The sequence below is a fragment of the Kutzneria buriramensis genome (assembly GCF_003387475.1).
Lineage (GTDB): Bacteria > Actinomycetota > Actinomycetes > Mycobacteriales > Pseudonocardiaceae > Kutzneria > Kutzneria buriramensis.
In genome coordinates this window covers 1-17,552 of the sequence record NZ_QUNO01000004.1, presented here as the reverse complement: position 1 = coordinate 17,552, position 17,552 = coordinate 1, and the positions used below count along the sequence as shown (strand labels likewise).

The window sequence follows — 17,552 nt, the reverse complement described above, 5'->3', positions numbered from 1 at the left end:
CCGGCTCATGATCAGTAGGAGGACGTTCCTCGGCGGCGCGGCGGCGGTGGCCGCCGCCGTGCCCGTCGGGATCGCGGTCACATCGTGGACCGGCGACGCCAAGGCCGCCGCGCCGGCGGGGCTGCGGCTCAGCGCCGTCAACAAGACCGGGGTGCACGCCGACAACGAGCTCACGATGTACATCGTCGGCACCGATCCGGCCGGCAACCAGGCCTTCGTCCGCGCCGACGGCAGCCTCCAGGCCGTGTCCGCTTCCCTCAACGGCGCGAACGGTTTCGCCGATCTCAGCATCCCCTTCGGCACGACGATCACCCTGCCCAAGATGTCCGGCCGGGTGTACTTCGCGGCGGGCGCCAAGCTGCCGTTCAAGGTCGTCAACGGCACGGCGCTGCAGTTCCCGGCCGGGTGGGTGTCCAGCGACCCCAGCTTCAACGTCCTGCACGACTGGATCGAGTTCACGTTCAACGACGCCGGCATGTTCTGCAACACCACGATGGTGGACATGTTCAGCATGCCGATGGCAATCCAGTTGTCCGGCAAGGCTGTGCAGACCACGGGCACGCTCACCGCCGGCGGCCGCGCCGCGATCCTCAAGACGCTGAGCGCCGACCCCGTGTTCGGGAAGTTGGTGGTGGACAACGGTCAACGGGTTATGGCGCCCGGGCACGGCATCGAGGCCGGCCTGTTCCCGGCCGACTTCTTCGACGCCTTCGTGGACCAGGTGTGGAGGAAGTACGCGTCGACCGACCTCGTGGTCAAGACCGACACGAATACCTTCACCGGCCGCGTTTCCGGCGACGTGCTCCAGTTCGACAAGGGCGTCGCCCCGATCAAACGGCCCACCACCAGGGATGTGTTGTTCTGCGACGGCGCCCTGGCCGCCCCCAACGACGGCGTCACCGGCCCCGTCGCCGCGATCGTCGCCGCCGGCCTGAACCGCGGCACGCTGCTGGCCAACGCCAACCAGCCCGCGACCGACCCGAAGTCGTTCTACGCCAACGCGAAGCCGCACCTGTACGCGAAGGCGATGCACGACAACAGCGTCGACGGGCACGCCTACGGGTTCGCCTTCGACGACGTCGCCAACTTCGCCGCCTTCATCCAGGACCCGGCGCCCTCGGCCATGACGGTGACGCTCACGCCGTTCTAGGGTGCCGGCAAGCCGGCAGGGGCGGTCGGTCCCCGCCCCTGCCGGTGCCTCGCTACGCCATCGCCAGGCTGAACCGCTGCTGGTCCTCGTCGATCGCGAGGATGCGCACCCGCACGCTCTGGCCGTCGGCCACGGACTTGACCTGCGGCAACAGGCCGTCGACGCCGTCGATCCGCACGAAGGCGCCGAACGGCAGCACCTTGCTCACCGTGCCGTCGACGACATCGCCGACCGCGTGGCCGGCGAGGAACTCGTTCCAGGACATTCGCCACTCACCTCCTCTCCTCGCGCGTGTCCTCAGTGGACGAATGCGCGCGGAGGCGGGCCACGGGCCCGCGAGGCGGTCAAACCGTGGCCGGGTACCCGATCCGCTCGTGGCTCGAGGCCGACCCGGCAGTCACGCCGGCGAGGATAGCCGTAAATGCGTTGACCCTCCAGTAGGTGGAGACTTCACCGTTGTGGGCGTGAACGGGGACGACGACCTGTACGGAATCGGGGAGCTGGCCAGGCTGACCGGCCTGTCCGTGCGCACCATCCGGTTCTATTCCGACTCGGGTCTGCTGCCCCCGACCGAACGCACCCACGCCGGCTACCGGATGTACGACATCCACGCGCTGACACGGCTGAAGTTCGTTCGCACGCTGCGTGAGCTGGGCGTGGACCTGCCGACCGTGACCCGGGTGCTCGCCCGTGAGCTGAGCATCCCGGAGCTGGCCGCGGAGCACGCCGAGGCGCTCGACGTCCAGATCAGGACGCTGCGGCTGCGACGGTCCGTGCTGCGCGCCGTGGCCAAGCGCGGGTCGAGCCCGAAGGAGCTGGAGATGGTGCACGAACTCGCCCGCATGACCGAGGAGGAGCGGCAGGCGATTGTCGAGGACTTCTGGCGGGAGGTCGACCTGGGCCTGCCGGAGCCGGAGAACGCCGCCTGGATGCGCCGAGTTCGTCCCGACCTGCCCGACGACCCCTCGCCCGAGCAGGTCGAGGCGTGGATCGAGTTCGTCGAGCTGATCCGCGACCCGTCGTTCCGGGCCAAGACCCGGGCGATGGCCGTCGAGAACGTCCGGATGACCGAGGAGGGCACCGTCGACGCGGTGACGACCGCCTTCCAGACCGCCTACGAGCAGGCGTTGACCAAGGTCACCGAGGTCATCGCCGCCGGCGAGGCCCCCGAGTCCGAGGCCGGCCGCCGCATCGTCGCCGAGATGCGCGCCGCACTGGCCGCCGCCATCGGGCGTGACGACGACGCCGAGTTCCGGACCTGGCTGGTCCGGCTCTACGACATCTTCGCCGACGACCGGGCCGAGCGGTTCTGGAACCTCCTCGGCAAGATCAACGGCTGGCCCGAGTACCCCAGCCCCAAGCCCGCCCGCGACTGGCTGGAAGCCGCCACCCGCTGCCACGCCTGAGTTGTCCACAGGCGCCGCCTGTTGAAGCAGTTGTCCACAGGCGACCTTCATTGAAGATCAACTAGGCCCCGCGGTGGGTAGGCTGGCGACGGGGCTGCCCCCCAGGGAGTGGCGGGGGATGCTTGTTGGTCGCACGGTTTTGTCAGGGGCAGCTGGCAGGGTCGGGGCCATGGCGACATGGCAGCAGTTCGAAGGGGAGGCGGCGGAGCTGGCCGCCGAGGTGCGGCGGGTGCTCACGGCGGAGGTGAGCCACGTGCTCGCCACCCTGCGCCGGGACGGATCGCCGCGGGTCAGCGGCACCGAGGTCGCGTTCGACGGCCCCGACCTGACCATCGGCTCCATGCTCGGTGCGATGAAGGCGCGGGACCTGCTGCGCGACGGCCGGTTCTCGCTGCACTCCAATCCCGGTCCCGACGGCGACGCCAAGCTGTCCGGCGTCGCCGTCGCGGACCCCGTGGCCAGCGACCACCACAAGTTCCGGCTCGACCTGCGGCAGGCGGTGTTCACCGGGATCGGTGACGACCGCAAGCACCTGCTCATCCAGGTCTGGCGGCCCGGGCAGGAGGTGGAGCGCATCAAGCGTTACTGACAGCGGCCGGTTCGTGCAGAATCGGTGACATGAGCGAACCGACGCCGTCCGTGCCGGTCGTCCGGCTGCCGTCCCGCCGGATCGTGGCCGGCGTCGTGCTGCTGGCGGCCGGCCTGCTTGCCATCGGCGGCACGTTCGGCAGCCTGTTCGACCTGTCGATGTCGTTCTCGTTCGGGCTGACCTCGGTCGGCCACACGTTCACCACCACGTCGTGGACCACCGAGTACCCCACCCTCGGCGTGCCGTTCGGCACGGCGTCCCGCCCGAACTACTTCGGCCTGCCGGCGGTCGTCGCCGGCGCGCTCGCCCTGTACGGAGCCGACGCGCTGCTGCGCGGCCGCGGCCGGCCGCTGAACCTGGTCCGGGTGCGCCTGTTCGCGGTCGCCGCGTGCGCGCTGATCGCCGGCTACATCTGGTTCGCCGCCACCAACCTGATCGACTCCATCTCCGTCAACGCCGACGCCGACGGCTTCGGCTACACCACCGGCGCCGGCATGTGGATCCTGATCGCCGCCTGCCTCGTCGCCGCCCTTGGCTCCGTGCTGCTGCTCGGCCTCACGCCCGAGGCCGCGTCGGCGCCGACCGCGCCGGCGGACGAGGTGATCGTCTACCAGGTCGACGCGGACACGCCGCCGATGGGCTTCGAGGTACCGGTCGACCTGCCGCCGACCGACACGTACCAGCCGCCCGAGAAGCCCTAGAACACGGAAAGCCCACTGGCCGTGGTGAAAGCGTCCAGCGCCGCGACGGCCGCGACCGAGTTGCCCGCCGGATCCAGGCCCGGGCTCCAGGCGCAGACCGCGCCCCGGCCCGGGATGATCGCGAGCACACCGCCGCCGACGCCGCTCTTGCCCGGCAGCCCCACCCGATACGCGAACTCGCCGGCCGCGTCGTAGGTGCCGCACGTCAGCAGCACCGCGTTCACCTGCTTGGCCTCGCTGCGGGTCAACAGCCGCTCGCCGTCGGCGCGAACCCCGTGCCGGGCCAGGAATCGGCCGGCGAGCGCGAGGTCCCGGCAGCTGGCCTCGATCGCGCAGTGCTCGTAGTACTGGGCCAGCACCGCGTCCACGTCGTTGTCGAGGTTGCCGTGGCTGGCAATGAAGTGCGCGAGCGCCGCGTTCCGGTGCCCGTGCTGGGCTTCCGATGCCGCGATCTCCCGATTCGTTGCCAGCGAAGGGTTTCCGGTCTCCGCCCGCAGGAACCCGCGCACCGCGCCGGCCGCGTCCCCGGTGAGGCCGAGCAGGCGGTCCGTCACCACGATCGCGCCCGCGTTGATGAACGGGTTTCGCGGAATGCCGTGCTCGGTTTCCAGCTGTACCAACGAATTGAACGGATTGCCGGACGGCTCGCGGCCCACCCGCCGCCACAGCGCCTCGCCGCCCTCGGCCAGCACCAGGGCCAGCGTGAACAGTTTCGAGATGCTCTGGATGGAGAACGGCCGCGCGGCGTCCCCGGCCTCGAACACCTCGCCGTCGACGGTCGCCAGCGCCATGCCGAGCGCGGTCGAGTCGGCGCAGGCCAGCGCCGGGATGTAGTCCGCGACCCGGCCGTCGCCGAGCCGCGCCCGGCCCGCCTCGACCGCGCCGTCGAGCAGTTCCTGGTAGTCCACGACCGCCATTGTGCTGTCCGGCGTAAACCGCCAACCACCGCACCGGTGGCACGTCTGAAAGCGGTATGAGCAGACAGAACGGACCCGAGGCGCTCGTGTTCGACCTCGTGGTGGCCGCGCCGGCGATCGGCGCCGTGATCGCCGGCGGCGCGATATTCGCGATCGCCCGTCGCCACCTCGGCGTCCGCAACGCCGTGCTGGCCGCCGTGGTCGCCGGCCTGACGTTCGGCGTCGCCTGGTTCCTCATGTTCCTGTTCGCGGTGTTCGCCGCGATCCTCGCCGCCGTCGTCTACGCCCTCGCCCTCCGCCGAGCTGCTCCCGGCCGGGCACTGGTGATCGCCCTCGGCTCGTACGTCGTGATCGTCGCCGGCCTCGGTGGCCTGTCCTATGCCGCCCTTGCGTACACCGCCTGAGATACGAAGAGGCACCCGAGCTCTCGCCCGGGTGCCTCTTCGCCCGCGTCGGCTCAGGGGATGTGGATCCCGGAGATGGCCCGCGAGATCACCAGTCGCTGGATCTCGGACGTGCCCTCGAAGATGGTGAAGATCTTGGCGTCGCGGTGCATGCGCTCCACCGGGTGCTCACGGGTGTAGCCGGCGCCGCCGAGGATCTGGATCGCGCGCTCGGTCGACCAGACGGCGACCTCGCTGGCCTTGAGCTTGGACATCGAGCCCTCGCCGGCCTCGAACGGCACGTTGTTGCGGCCCATCCAGGCGGCCCGCCACACCAGCATGCGCGCGGCGTCGATCTCCATGCGCATGTTGGCCAGGTCGAAGGCGATCGACTGGTTCTCGATGATCTTGCGGCCGAAGGCCTCGCGGTCCTTGGCGTACTCCAGCGCGTAGTCGTAGGCGGCGCGGGCGACGCCGACGGCCATCGCGCCGACGGTGGGGCGGGTGGTCTCGAAGGTCGCCATCGCGGCCTGCCCGCCGGCTTTCTTGCCCTCGCGGGCCCGGGCCAGCCGGGCTTCCACGCGCTCCTTGCCACCGAGCACGCAGCGGCCCGGCACGCGCACGTCGTCGAAGAACACGTCGGCGGTGTGCGAGGCCCGCAGGCCGTGCTTCTTGATCTTGCGGGTGCTGGCCACGCCGGGGGTGTTCGGCGGCACGATGAAGCCGGCCTGGCCGCGCGCGCCCAGCGTGGGGTCGACGACCGCGGTGACGACGTGCACGTTGGCGATGCCGCCGTTGGTGGCCCACGCCTTCTGACCGTTGATCACCCACTCGTCGGTGGCCTCGTCGTAACGGGCCCGAGTCTTGTAGCCGCTGACGTCCGAGCCGGCCTGCGGCTCGGAGGCGCAGAACGCGGCCACCTTCGGGTCGTTCTCGTCGCCGAAGCACTCCGGCACCCACTCGGCCAGCTGCTCCGGCTCGCCGGAGGCGAAGATGCCGGCCACCGCGAGCCCGGTGCCCATGATCGCCAGCGCGATGCCGGCGTCACCCCAGAAGAGCTCCTCGGTGGCGATGGGCAGGGAGAGGCCGATCGGGTCGGCGAACCAGGTCGCCAGCGACTCGAAGCCGTAGAGGCCGATCTTGGCGGCCTCCTGGAGGATCGGCCACGGTGTTTCCTCGCGCTCGTCCCACTCCGGGGCGGCCGGCCGGATCACGTCCTTGGCGAAGCCGTGCACCCAGTCACGCAGGTCGCGCTGGTCCTCGTTGAGTTCGAGGGAGAAGCCGGCCATCGGGGATAAGTCCTCTCACGCCTTGGGGATGTCGAACAGGCTCATGAAGCCGGCCGCGAAACCGAGATCGCCCTTGACCTTCAGCTTCCCGGTCATGAACAGCACGGGGGCCGACGCGTTGCCGGTGGCCAGCTTGAGGAATTCCAGCGGCGCCAGCGTCACGGTGGCGCGCGGCTCGTCCTCGCCGTTCTTGGTGATCGCGCAGGCGCCGTCGTTGATCGCCACCTGGTACCGGTCGAAGTCGTCGCCGCCCGTGAGTCGGAAGTGCACGATCGCCCGCGTCGAACCGGCGCGCTCGGTGCGGAAGTGCACCTCCATGCGCCGGAACACCTCGTCCAGGATCGGCCCGCGCAGCGCCGGCTGGGCCATCACGGCCTCGATCTGGTCCTTGGACGCCCGGGAGATGATCCGCGCGAAGTCCTGCGGCGGCATCGCGCTGAGGTCGAACTGCGCGCCGTCCTGCGCCGCCTCGGTGAAGGAGGACAGCAGCGCCACGAACTCGTCCTTGCTGAGTTTCTTCGGGTCGATCGATGTCAACTGCTCGATGTCGGCCATGCCCCACCTCCGCGTACCTACTCGCGAGTAAGCCTACTGTGTAGTAGGTACGCCGGCAAGATAGCCTGCTTCGGATGCGGACGAATGACGCGGCCGGCCGGGTCCGGGCCAAGCGGCTGCCACGCGAGGTGCGTGAGCGGCAGATCCTCGACGCCGCCGTGGGGGTCTTCTCCCAGCGCGGCTACCACGCGGCGTCGATGGACGAGATCTCCGAGGTCGCCGACATCTCCAAGCCCATGGTGTACGCCTACCTGGGCTCCAAGGAGGACCTGTTCGCCGCCTGCATCCGGCGCGAGGCCACCCGTCTCATGGAGGCCATCGCCGACGGCGTCAGCGGCGCCGGCGACCGTCCCGACGTGCAGCTATGGCACGGTCTCCGGGCATTCTTCGGCTTCGTCGGCGAGTATCGGGACAGCTGGCAGGTGCTGCACCGCCAGGCCAGCGCCCAGGGCGGCCCCTTCGCTCAGGAACTCCTCGACATGCGCCGCCGCGCCGTCAGCCTCGTCGCCGCGCTGCTGCTGAACACCGCCGACAGCGAGGCCGCCACCCTGCACGCCGACGCCATGGCTGCCGCCCTGGTCGGTGCCGGCGAGTCGCTCGCCGACTGGTGGCTCGACCACCCCGAGGAATCCGCCGGCGCGGTCGCCGCCCGCCTGATGAACCTGGTCTGGATGGGCTTCGGCAACCTCGTCGAGGGCCAGATGTGGCAGCCGCCGAAGTAGTTGTCCACAGGCCGAGGGTCGATTCCCCGGTTGTCCACAGGACGACCGGTATCAAGATCCAGTAGGCGTTTCCGCTGGTAGACTGGGCTCGGGGTCGCCCCCCTGGGATAGGGCGGGGGCTATCGTTCCGGCCAAATGAGGTCGGCCGGTGCGGATGTCGTGTACGGCGAATTCCCACCCGTCCCCCACCGCCGACGCGCTGAAACCGACCTTGGCTGGCAACAGCACGGGCAGCTTGAACCTCACATCCACGGTGTAGGCGGCGGGAAGCCGTTCCTCCAAGGCAGCCAGGCACCGGGCCTTGGTCCACATCCCGTGGGCGATGGCCCGCTTGAAGCCGAACAGCCGCGCAGCCAAGGCGTTGAGGTGGATGGGATTCCGGTCGCCGGACACCGCCCCGTAACGACGGCCGATGTCGCCAGGCACAGACCACACGGCGGACGGCGACGGTGGCTCAACGGAAGAACCGCCGGAGCCGGCAGAGCCCTCCCGACGCAGATACGTGCTGACGTCGGTCCACACCACGTCCGAGCCGACCAGCAGCTCGCTGACGACGTCGAACTGCCGCCCCCGCTCGTGTGACCGAAGGTCGACGGCCCGCACCCGGAGGTCGAACCGCTCCGAAGCGAGAACCGGCCGCGAAACGGTGATCCGGTTCCCGACATGCACCAAGCCGGGCAGGGGAAACGGGAAACCGGACGACGTCATCAGCCGCATCTGCAACGGAAAGGCCAGCACATGCGGATAGGTGGCGGGCAGCTCGTCCCGCAGCCCGAAACCGCAAACCCGGTTGTACGCGGCCAAATGCGCCACGTCGACGGCCACATCCGACAGCGAGAGGACATCGGCGGGCAGCGAGGAGCCGCCGCGCCGGAAACTGGTCAGCGCCGCACGAAGGAACATCACGCCCCCAGCAGGCTCTGCCCGCACACCCGGACGACATTGCCGTTGACCCCGGACGACGCGGGATTCGCGTACCAGGCAATGGTTTCGGCGACGTCCACCGGCAGCCCGCCCTGGGACATGCTGTTCATCAGCCGCCCGGCCTGCCGGATGAACAGCGGCACGGCGGCGGTCATCTTGGTCTCGATGAAACCGGGAGCGACGGCGTTGATGGTGCTGCCGCGGCTGGCGAGCTCCGGCGCGAGCGACCGAACCATGCCGATGACGCCGGCCTTGCTGGTGGCGTAGTTGGTCTGCCCCACGTTGCCGGCGATGCCGGCGATCGACGACACCCCGACGATCCGGCCGTTGCGCCGCAACGCCCCGGCCTTCACCAGGCCGTCGTTGACCCGGAGCTGGCTGGTGAGGTTCACCGCGAGCACGGCGTCCCACTGGTCCTCGGTCATCTTCGCCAACGTCTTGTCCCGCGTGATGCCGGCGTTGTGCACGACGATGTCCACGCCCTCGTGCCGCAGCTGGAAGTACTCGACGAGCCGGGCGGGCGCGTCCGGCGCGGTGATGTCCATCTGCACGGCGGACCCGCCGACCCGGTTGGCGACCTCGGACAGCTCGCCGCCCTGAGCGGCGATATCGAGGCACACGACGTGCGCGCCGTCCCGGGCGAGCACCTCGGCGATCGCGGCGCCGATGCCCCGCGACGCACCGGTAACCAGGGCGACCCGGTCGGCGAGTGGGTGCTCCCAGTCCACGGGCTCGACCACCTCGGCGGCGCCGACCCGGATGACCTGCCCGGACACGTAAGCGGACTTGGCGCTGAGCAGGAACCGCAGCGTCGACTCGACGTTCGGCTCGGCGCCTTCGGACACGTAGACGAGCTGGGCGGTGCTGCCGGCCCGCAGCTCCTTGGCGACGGAGCGGACAAATCCCTCCAGCGCCCGCTGCGCGACAACCGCCGGCACGCTGGTGAGCTCCTCGGGCGGGGTGCCGAGCACCACGACCCGTCCGCACGGTCCGAGCTGCCGAATGACCGGCCCGAAGAAGGTGTGCAGCGCGCGCAGCTGCTCGGGGGTGTCGATGCCGGTGGCGTCGAAGACCAGTGCCCCGTACGGCGCGTCCCCGCCGGTGGCGTGTCCCTTGAGCACGGCGTCGAGCCGGCCGGCGCCGCCGGTCAGCACCGGACCCGCCAACGCCGGCTGCCCCGGGCGGTACCGCCGCAAGCGGGCCGGCCGCGGCAGCCCGAGCCGGCCGGTGACGAACCGCCCGAAACCGGACTGGGCGAACTGGAGGTACCGATCTGACATGCGAGACGCCTCCCTACTCGCTGGTAAGTCTACTCGTAAGTAGGTTATTGTCGAGGCATGACCCCGACCGTTCAGCGGGTGGCCGTGCTCGGCGGCAACCGCATCCCGTTCGCCAGGTCCAACGGTCCGTACGCCACCGCGTCCAACCAGGACATGCTGACCGCCGCGCTGGACGGCCTGGTCAGCCGGTTCGGGCTGCAGGGCGAACGGGTCGGTGAGGTGGTCGCGGGAGCGGTGCTCAAGCACAGCCGTGACTTCAACCTAGCCAGGGAAGCGGTTCTCGGCAGCCGTCTGTCGCCCCAAACCCCGGCCTACGATCTCCAGCAGGCCTGCGGCACCGGCCTGCAAGCGATCATCGCGGCGGCCAACAAGATCGCGCTCGGGCAGATCGACTCGGCGATCGCCGGCGGCGTCGACACCACCAGCGACGCCCCGATCGGCGTGAACGAGGGCCTGCGCCAGGTGCTGCTGGAGTTCAACCGGGCCAAGACGGTCGGCGCCCGGCTGCGCGCGGCGACCAAGCTCCGCCCGACGCACGTGGTGCCGAACATTCCGCGCAACGCCGAGCCCCGCACGGGCATGTCGATGGGCGAGCACGCGGCGATCACCGCGCAGGAGTGGGGCATCACCCGAGAGGACCAGGACGAGCTCGCGGCGGCCAGCCATCGCAACCTCGCCGCCGCCTACGAGCGCGGCTTCTTCGACGACCTGGTCACGCCGTACCTCGGCCTGACCCGCGACCAGAACCTGCGTGCCGACACCACGGTGGAGAAGCTGGCCAAGCTCAAGCCGGCCTTCGGCGACACCATGACGGCCGGCAACTCCACGCCGCTCACCGACGGCGCCTCGGTGGTGCTGCTGGCCGGCGAGGAATGGGCGAAAAAGCATCGCATTCCGGTGTTGGCGTACCTGACCTGGACGGAGACGGGCGCCGTCGACTACGTGCACGGCGAGGACGGCCTGCTCACCGCGCCGGTGTATGCCGTGCCGAGGATGCTGGAACGGGCCGGCCTGACGCTCGCCGACTTCGACTTCTACGAGATCCACGAGGCGTTCGCGTCTCAGGTGCTGGCCACGCTCGCGGCCTGGCACAAGAACGGGGTCGGCGACATCGACCGGGCCAAGCTCAACGTCAACGGCTCCTCGCTCGCGGCCGGCCACCCGTTCGCCGCGACCGGCGGTCGAATCGTCGCCACGCTGTCGAAACTGTTGAACGAGAAGGGGGCCGGTCGCGGTCTGGTCTCGATCTGCGCGGCCGGTGGCCAGGGCGTCGCCGCGATCCTGGAGAAGCCCTAACTTGATGCCCCGTGGCTGAGGGCGACGAGAGAGAAGACCGCGGTGACGTCGACCTGGGGCGCGTGCTCGCCCTGTCCGACGGCGTGTTCGCCATCGCGATGACCCTGCTGGTGCTGGACATCAGGGTTCCCGACGAGGCGCACGGCGACGACTTCTACAAGGCGCTGGCCGACCTGGTGCCGGCCGTCTCCGGGTACGTGATCAGCTACTTCGTGATCGGCGTGCTCTGGCTGACGCACCACCGGCTGTTCCGCCGGCTGAAGCTGCGGCACCCGCGCCTGGTGACGTTGAACGTGGTGATGCTCGGCTTCGTGGCGCTGCTGCCGTTCCCGTCGTCGCTGCTGGCCAAGCACGGCGCCGAGTCGATCTCGTTCGCCCTCTACGCCGCCAACGTCATCGCGGTGTTCGCCATCCAGTGCGTGATCATCGCGGTGGCGCAGGCCGCCGGCGACGCCGAGCCGATGCCCGGCCGGTTCCCCCGGTTCAGCTGGTACACCCTGCCGATCGGCGCCGCCCTGGTGTTCCTGGTCTGGGTGCTGGTCGCCGAGTTCATCAGTCCTTCCGAGGCGAACTGGGCCTGGCTGCTCCTGGTCCCGGTCAGCATGGTCAGCCGGTGGATACGAAACTCTAAGCCAGTATTGGCTCAGAGCTAGACAGTGTTAGAGAAGCCCAGACGGAACCGCAGCCGGCACACCACGGCGGACGTGGTGCGCCCGACACAGCGGGCGACCACCGCCCCACGCCGGTTGCGCAGCATCCGTTCCCACCGCGCGGCCGGCTCGATCTCGCCGATCAGAACCACTACGTGCTCGTCGGTCAGCGACTTCACGTAGCGGGCGATGGGCGGCCCGAGCACGCGGTGCTTCGAGTCCAGCAGCACCAGCGGCACCTCCGGCCGCCACTCCTGCCAGTCGGCCTCGAACCGCCGGGCCCGGTCCTGCTCGTCGTCGAACGAGACGTGCACGGCCACTACCCGATCACCCATCGACAGCGCGGTCGACAGGCACTCCGCGGTCAGCTTGGTGATCGCGACCACCGGCACCACGACCACCGAGCCGGTACGCCGCGGCCGTGCCGGCACCGTGCCGACGCCGATGTCCCGGCCGATCCGGTCATAAGCCCGCCGCACGATGCTGAACAGCAGCACGAACACCGGGATCACCAGCACGATCAGCCACGCGCCCTCCAGGAACTTGGAGGCGGTGACGTCGATCAGCGCGGCGATCGTCAACACGGCGCCGAACCCGTTCAGCAGGGCACGCGGCAGCCAGCCCCGACCGCGCTCGGCCCGCCAGTGCCGGACCATGCCGATCTGCGCCAGCGCAAACCCGACGAACACGCCGATCGCGAACAACGGCACCAGCACATCGACCCGGCCCGCGGTGCCCACCAACAGCGCGCCCGACAGCACGGCGAGCACCAGCACGCCGTGCCGGTGCACGAGCCGGTCGGCCCGCAATCCGAACACGTGCGGCAGGTAGTCGTCGCGTGCCAACTTCGCGGCCAGCACCGGCAGCCCGCCGAACGAAGTGTTGGCGGCCAACGCCAGGAGCAGCACCGTGGACAGCTGGATCACCACGTATAGCCAGCCATTGCCGATCGAGCCCTCGGTGACCAACGACAGCACCGTGCGGCCCTCGGTCGGACGCACATCGAACCGCTGGATCAGCACGGCCAGCCCGATCAGCAGCACGCCGAGGATCAGCCCCAGGCCGGCCTCCGCGCGCCGGGCCCGCTGCCGTCGCGGTGACCGGAACGACGGCGTCGCGTTGGCGATCGCCTCCACGCCCGTCAGCGCCGAGCACCCGTTGCCGAACGCGGCCAGCACGAGCAGCGCGCCGACCGAGCCGATGGTCGTCGACTGCGACGCCGGCGCGGTGACCTCCGGCCGGAACAGCCCGACCACGATCACCACCAGCACCGAGGTGACGAACACGGCCGCCGGCAGCGCGAACGCCTTGGCGCCGACCACGATGCCGCGCAGGTTCACGCCCGTGACGATCACCAGCACCAGCACGCACAGCTCGGTGCTCCACGGCAGCAGCGCCGGAAACGCCGACGTCAGCGCGGCCACGCCGGCCGCCACGGAGACGGCCACGTTGAGCACGTAGTCGACGACCAGCGACGCGCCAGCGACCAGGCCGGCACGCCGGCCGAGGTAGCGGGTGGCCACCGTGTAGGCGCCGCCACCGTCGGGGAACGCCTGGATCACCTGGCGGTAGCAGGCGATCAGCACGCCCAGCAGCACCACGATCGCCACCGTCACCGGCAGCGTCCACCCGAGTCCGGCGGAGCCGGCCGCGGCCAGCACCAGCACGATCGACTCCGGCCCGTAGGCCACGGACGCGATGGCGTCCAACCCGAGGCCGGCCATGCCGGTCACCGTGGTCAGCCGATGCCGCTGGTCGTCGCGGGACACGGGGACCGCTCGGGTCGCAGTTGTCGTCACGCCCGCACTGTGCGACCGCGCCCGGTCGCCGTACAGCCGCTTTGACGGGTTCCTAACGTGTGAGCTTCGCGCGTTGGCCTGCCGCGAAATGGGGCAGCTGCGCCCTGATCACCTCCTCGTCGCCGGTCATCGAGACACACACCAGATAGGGGCCGACCGCGATCCAGCAGACCCCCAACGTGCCGCCGCCCTCCCGCTCGGTGACGAATCCCCGATACGGGTCGAGCCCGTCGATCAGCAGATTGGACGGAGCCAGCGCGCTCAGGATGGCGATCGGGGCCTGAGGGTTGCCCAGCTCCACGAGCATCACGTGCACGCCCGCGGTCGCCGACGCGAAGCTGCGGAAATGGCCGCCGAGCAGGCCGTGGCTGCGGAAGGTCAGCGCCTGGCTGCTGTGGCTGCCCCAGTCGGCGCCCGGCATGGACACCAGCCGGTAGTTGCTGTCCACCGCGGACTCCCGGGCCAGCCGGAAGCCCGCGGGCACCTCGCTGATCACCAGGTCGGCCCGCTCCCGGTCGCGCTCCCCCGGCTCGTCGCCGAGCAGCGCGGCGAACGCCAGCAGGTCCGCGCCGCCGGTCTCGATGGCCGAGATCATCGAGCGCAGCGCGGCCAGCTCCTGCCGCAGCGCGTGCCGGCCGGCGTCGGTGATCGAGATCCAGGTCCGCGGCTTGCGGTCCTCGATCACCTTGTCGGTGTCCACCAGGCGGGCGTCCTCCAGCACCCGCAGGTGCCGGCTCAGCCCGCTGTCCGGCTGGCCGAGCAGGTCGCGCAGCACCGTGAAGGCCACCCGCGGCTCGGTGCTGAGCACGGTCAGAATGCCCAGCCGAACCCGCTGGTGGACCACGTCGTCCAGGCGCTGCGCCGGGTGCGCGTCCATCCGGTTCTCTCCCACTTGCCGCTCCGTCCGCACTTATCAAACCGCAAGTACTGCACAGCTCGCAACCGATACCTGAGTCTTCCGGTGTATTGAGCCAGCACTAGACGCGCCGATACGGTCCGATGATGGATCCGGTGCGCAACCCGTTCGCCCCCGGGGCCGGGCAACGACCGCCCGAGCTGGCCGGTCGGGACCGCGAACTCGCCGCCTTCGACGTCGTGCTCGAACGGGTCGCGCGCGGCCGGCCGGAACGCAGTCTCGTGCTCACCGGCCTGCGGGGCGTCGGCAAGACGGTGCTGCTCGGCGAGTTGCGCTCGATGGCCGTCAAGCGTGGTTGGGGCGCCGGCAAGATCGAGGCCCGTCCGGACGCCGAGCTGCGACGGCCGCTGTCGGCCGCGCTGCACCGGGCGATCCGCGACCTCGCCGTCCGGCATCGCGACCCGGACCGGGTCGAGACGGTGCTCGGCGTGCTCAAGGCGTTCGCGCTGCGCGCCAACCCGGACGGCGCCAAGCTGCGCGAGCGCTGGCAGCCGGGCATCGACGCGCCGGCCGCGCAGGGCCGCGCCGATTCCGGCGACATCGAGATCGACCTGGTCGAGCTGTTCACCGACGTCGCCGAGCTGGCTCAGGACGTCGGCACCGGGGTGGCGCTGCTCATCGACGAGATGCAGGACGTGCAGCCCGACGACATCTCCGCGCTGTGCGCCGCCTGCCACGAGCTGTCCCAGTCCGGGGCGCCGCTGGTGGTGGTCGGCGCCGGCCTGCCGCACCTGCCCGCGCTGCTGTCGGCGAGCAAGTCCTACTCCGAGCGCCTGTTCCGGTACGTGCTGATCGGGCAGCTCGACCGCGAGGACGCCGATCACGCGGTGCTCGCGCCGGTGGCCCGGGAGGGCGCGGAGATCAGCCCGCAGGCGTTGGACGCGCTGTTCGACGCCTCCAGTGGCTACCCGTACTTCGTGCAGGCGTACGCGAAGGCGGCCTGGGACGCGGCGCCGGCGGATCCGATCACCCATGAGGACGTGGCGATGGCCGCGCCGGAGGCCGAGGCGGAGCTGGCGGTCGGTTTCTTCGGCTCACGCTACGAGCGCGCGACCCCGGCCGAGCGGGAGTACCTGCGCGCGATGGCCGACCTGACCGAGGGGCGCGACGAATCCGTTGGCACCACGGATGTGGCCGTCTACCTGGGGAAAAAGCCGTCGTCGCTGTCGCCCGCGCGGGACAACCTGATCAAGAAGGGGCTGGTCTACTCGGCCGAGCGCGGGCGGATCGCGTTCACCGTGCCGCATTTCGGGCGGTTCCTGCTCGGTCGGGAGGAGTGACACGTTCGGCGGACAGGGCGTGATCGCCGGATGAACAAGGGGTGAAGCGGGCTAGTCTGCCGATGATTCATCGGCATGTGCCGCATCTCACCGGACAAAGTGGTGGTTTGCGGGGTCGTGCGGGTGCATACTGGTACTACCGCACCAGAAGCATGACCTTGAGAGGGATGCAGACCCCATGAACTTCGCCGCGAAGATCCGCGCCCGCCGTGCCGAGTCCCGCACTCGCCGTGCCGTGAGCAAGGCGATCGACGCTGCTGCCACCCCGGCTATGCGCCACGAGCTGATGATCATGGCTCAGTCGCGCATGCAGGGCCTGCGCTGAGCGTCGGCCTTTTCGATCCGACTTCCCGACCGGCCTCCGCAGCCGCGCCCGATTCGACCCGGGCGTGCCCTCCCAGCTGCGAGCCATCGCCGGTCGGCGCGGGATGCAGGGCCCGCGCCGACCGGCGCCATCTCCCGACGCGTCTCCTCCACGCCGGGAGAAACCCCGAGCGGTTCACCTGAAAGTGACTCAAGTCACACCTCCGAGGCGCTGTAACGCGCTCCGTGACGGCAGCGATGAGCCGAATGACCCCGTAGTGCTGTCGGACCCCCGACCTGGCAGCACTGCGGGGTTTCCCATACTCGGCGAGTGACTGTCGAGTCCCGCTCCTTCCGCCGATCGGCCGCGCGCGTAGCCACCGAGGTTTTCGCGCCGGTGGTCGTGATCGTCGAAATCTCCTTCCTCGTCGGACTGCACGCCGGCGACACCATTGCCGCCGGTCTGCTCTGGGGAGTGCTGGCAGCGCTGTTCTCCAGCCTCATCCCGTTCGGCGCGATCCTGGTCGGCGTGCGCCTCGGCCGCCTGACCGACCATCACGTCGGCAAACGCGAGCAACGCCGAATCCCGCTGCTGATCGCGCTGGCGTCCGTGCTCGTGGGCCTGGCCGTGCTGGCGCTCGCCGGCGCGCCGCGGGAAATGCTCGCGCTCGTCACGTCGATGTTCTTCTCGCTCGCGGTCACTCTCGTCATCACGCACTGGTGGAAGGTGTCCGCGCACGCGGCCGTGGCCAGTGGCGGCGCAACTATCGCCGCCTTGGTTGCGGGAGTCGCATGGTTGGCCGCGTTCGTGGCGGTCGCCGTCGTCTGTTGGTCACGGGTCGAGCTGCGCGACCACACCGTGAAGCAAGTTCTCGTCGGCGCCCTTCTGGGCGTTGTTGTCGGCGGATCGGTGTTCGAAGCACTGCGATGAGCCGATGTGACGCCCGTCATAGCGGCCGCGATCGGGGGGCTTTTCCGGGGTGGTCAGGGGCGTCGCGCACGGCCCTGACCTGCGTCGATGGATCTTGGCCAGGAGCGTCAGGGGGCCGATTTGGAAGCGCCTTGGATCGGCTGCTAATGTTCTCCACGTACCGCAGGGCAGGACGGAAACGGACGCCAGCGGGTCACCGACAAAGCCACTGAGAAAGTCTGGTAGAGTCAGTGACGCCCGGGACGAACCCCAGCAAATCGGCAAGAACAAGCCGATTTGACAGGGAGAATCCGGACCGGATAAGCTTCAAACACAGCAAAACGAAACACCGAAGCCCCTGAACGCGGCTTGAAAGAGCCAAGTGACGGTGTGCGTGTGTTCTTTGAGAACTCAACAGCGTACTGTAATAGCCAGTACTTGAATGAATAACCCCTTAGTGGGTTCCTTTGAGATGGTTGAAC

Annotated in this window: 19 protein-coding genes; 11 read left to right on the top strand and 8 right to left on the bottom strand. The window is 69.9% G+C overall.

The features are described 5' to 3' along the window. Positions 1-7: 7 nt before the first annotated feature. Entirely contained in the window at positions 8-1,150 is a 1,143-nt protein-coding gene (locus BCF44_RS12030; protein WP_116174341.1) for a beta-1,3-glucanase family protein, read from the top strand. Positions 1,151-1,202: 52 nt separating this feature from the next. On the opposite strand, the gene BCF44_RS12025 is transcribed toward BCF44_RS12030, so the two are convergent. Then, the gene (locus BCF44_RS12025; RefSeq protein ID WP_116174340.1) at positions 1,203-1,415 is read right to left on the bottom strand and encodes a S1 RNA-binding domain-containing protein; all 213 of its coding nucleotides are present in this window, start codon (positions 1,413-1,415) and stop codon (positions 1,203-1,205) included. Between the two features lie 199 nt (positions 1,416-1,614). On the opposite strand from BCF44_RS12025, the gene BCF44_RS12020 reads away from it, so the two are divergent. The 3 genes from BCF44_RS12020 to BCF44_RS12010 all read left to right on the top strand — a co-directional run bounded on the left by BCF44_RS12020 (position 1,615) and on the right by BCF44_RS12010 (position 3,846). Next, positions 1,615-2,556 (top strand): helix-turn-helix domain-containing protein, encoded by a 942-nt coding sequence (locus BCF44_RS12020; RefSeq protein WP_246014973.1) that lies wholly within the window; start codon positions 1,615-1,617, stop codon positions 2,554-2,556. 169 nt (positions 2,557-2,725) lie between these two features. Then, positions 2,726-3,145, top strand: a complete 420-nt coding sequence (locus tag BCF44_RS12015; protein ID WP_116174338.1) for a pyridoxamine 5'-phosphate oxidase family protein — start codon at positions 2,726-2,728, stop codon at positions 3,143-3,145. Between the two features lie 29 nt (positions 3,146-3,174). Next, entirely contained in the window at positions 3,175-3,846 is a 672-nt protein-coding gene (locus tag BCF44_RS12010; RefSeq protein WP_116174337.1) for a hypothetical protein, read from the top strand. Here the strand turns inward: BCF44_RS12010 and BCF44_RS12005 are convergent. Beyond that, the gene (locus tag BCF44_RS12005; protein WP_379801098.1) at positions 3,843-4,754 is read right to left on the bottom strand and encodes a glutaminase; all 912 of its coding nucleotides are present in this window, start codon (positions 4,752-4,754) and stop codon (positions 3,843-3,845) included. The genes BCF44_RS12010 and BCF44_RS12005 overlap by 4 nt on opposite strands. Positions 4,755-4,819: 65 nt before the next feature. On the opposite strand from BCF44_RS12005, the gene BCF44_RS12000 reads away from it, so the two are divergent. Then, a complete protein-coding gene (locus tag BCF44_RS12000) occupies positions 4,820-5,167 on the top strand; it encodes a hypothetical protein (RefSeq protein WP_116174335.1) in 348 nt (115 codons plus the stop codon). 53 nt (positions 5,168-5,220) lie between these two features. Here the strand turns inward: BCF44_RS12000 and BCF44_RS11995 are convergent, their stop codons facing one another. Then, positions 5,221-6,435, bottom strand: a complete 1,215-nt coding sequence (locus BCF44_RS11995; RefSeq protein ID WP_116174334.1) for an acyl-CoA dehydrogenase family protein — start codon at positions 6,433-6,435, stop codon at positions 5,221-5,223. A 15-nt stretch (positions 6,436-6,450) separates the two neighbouring features. Further along, entirely contained in the window at positions 6,451-6,990 is a 540-nt protein-coding gene (locus BCF44_RS11990; RefSeq protein WP_116174333.1) for an SCP2 sterol-binding domain-containing protein, read from the bottom strand. Between the two features lie 74 nt (positions 6,991-7,064). On the opposite strand from BCF44_RS11990, the gene BCF44_RS11985 reads away from it, so the two are divergent. Beyond that, positions 7,065-7,712 (top strand): TetR/AcrR family transcriptional regulator, encoded by a 648-nt coding sequence (locus BCF44_RS11985; protein WP_116174332.1) that lies wholly within the window; start codon positions 7,065-7,067, stop codon positions 7,710-7,712. Positions 7,713-7,763: 51 nt separating this feature from the next. Here BCF44_RS11985 and BCF44_RS11980 read toward each other — a convergent pair whose 3' ends face one another. Together BCF44_RS11980 and BCF44_RS11975 are read right to left on the bottom strand one after the other, a co-directional pair. Continuing rightward, positions 7,764-8,615 (bottom strand): MaoC family dehydratase, encoded by an 852-nt coding sequence (locus tag BCF44_RS11980; protein ID WP_116174871.1) that lies wholly within the window; start codon positions 8,613-8,615, stop codon positions 7,764-7,766. Continuing rightward, the gene (locus BCF44_RS11975; protein WP_116174331.1) at positions 8,615-9,916 is read right to left on the bottom strand and encodes a 3-oxoacyl-ACP reductase; all 1,302 of its coding nucleotides are present in this window, start codon (positions 9,914-9,916) and stop codon (positions 8,615-8,617) included. The genes BCF44_RS11980 and BCF44_RS11975 overlap by 1 nt, the downstream gene beginning before the upstream one ends. A 57-nt stretch (positions 9,917-9,973) precedes the next feature. On the opposite strand from BCF44_RS11975, the gene BCF44_RS11970 reads away from it, so the two are divergent. Both BCF44_RS11970 and BCF44_RS11965 read left to right on the top strand, forming a co-directional pair. Then, positions 9,974-11,212, top strand: a complete 1,239-nt coding sequence (locus BCF44_RS11970) for an acetyl-CoA C-acetyltransferase (RefSeq protein WP_116174330.1) — start codon at positions 9,974-9,976, stop codon at positions 11,210-11,212. A gap of 11 nt (positions 11,213-11,223) precedes the next feature. After that, positions 11,224-11,865, top strand: a complete 642-nt coding sequence (locus BCF44_RS11965) for a TMEM175 family protein (protein WP_147328469.1) — start codon at positions 11,224-11,226, stop codon at positions 11,863-11,865. On the opposite strand, the gene BCF44_RS11960 is transcribed toward BCF44_RS11965, so the two are convergent. Both BCF44_RS11960 and BCF44_RS11955 read right to left on the bottom strand, forming a co-directional pair. After that, positions 11,862-13,661 carry an APC family permease gene (locus tag BCF44_RS11960; RefSeq protein WP_246014972.1) on the bottom strand — a complete coding sequence of 600 codons (1,800 nt, stop codon included), beginning with the start codon at positions 13,659-13,661 and terminating at the stop codon, positions 11,862-11,864. The two genes, BCF44_RS11965 and BCF44_RS11960, sit on opposite strands and share 4 nt — an antisense overlap. A gap of 52 nt (positions 13,662-13,713) precedes the next feature. Beyond that, the gene (locus BCF44_RS11955) at positions 13,714-14,553 is read right to left on the bottom strand and encodes a transcriptional regulator (protein WP_211353005.1); all 840 of its coding nucleotides are present in this window, start codon (positions 14,551-14,553) and stop codon (positions 13,714-13,716) included. Positions 14,554-14,663: 110 nt separating this feature from the next. Between BCF44_RS11955 and BCF44_RS11950 the strand changes: the two genes are divergently transcribed. The 3 genes from BCF44_RS11950 (at position 14,664) to BCF44_RS11945 (ending at position 17,091) form a co-directional block, all read left to right on the top strand. Continuing rightward, positions 14,664-15,857 (top strand): AAA family ATPase, encoded by a 1,194-nt coding sequence (locus tag BCF44_RS11950; protein ID WP_116174869.1) that lies wholly within the window; start codon positions 14,664-14,666, stop codon positions 15,855-15,857. A gap of 178 nt (positions 15,858-16,035) precedes the next feature. Further along, positions 16,036-16,182, top strand: coding sequence for a hypothetical protein (locus tag BCF44_RS55425; protein WP_170217510.1), 147 nt, complete (start codon positions 16,036-16,038; stop codon positions 16,180-16,182). A gap of 375 nt (positions 16,183-16,557) precedes the next feature. Continuing rightward, positions 16,558-17,091, top strand: coding sequence for a hypothetical protein (locus BCF44_RS11945; protein ID WP_246014971.1), 534 nt, complete (start codon positions 16,558-16,560; stop codon positions 17,089-17,091). The last annotated feature ends 461 nt before the right edge of the window (positions 17,092-17,552 follow it).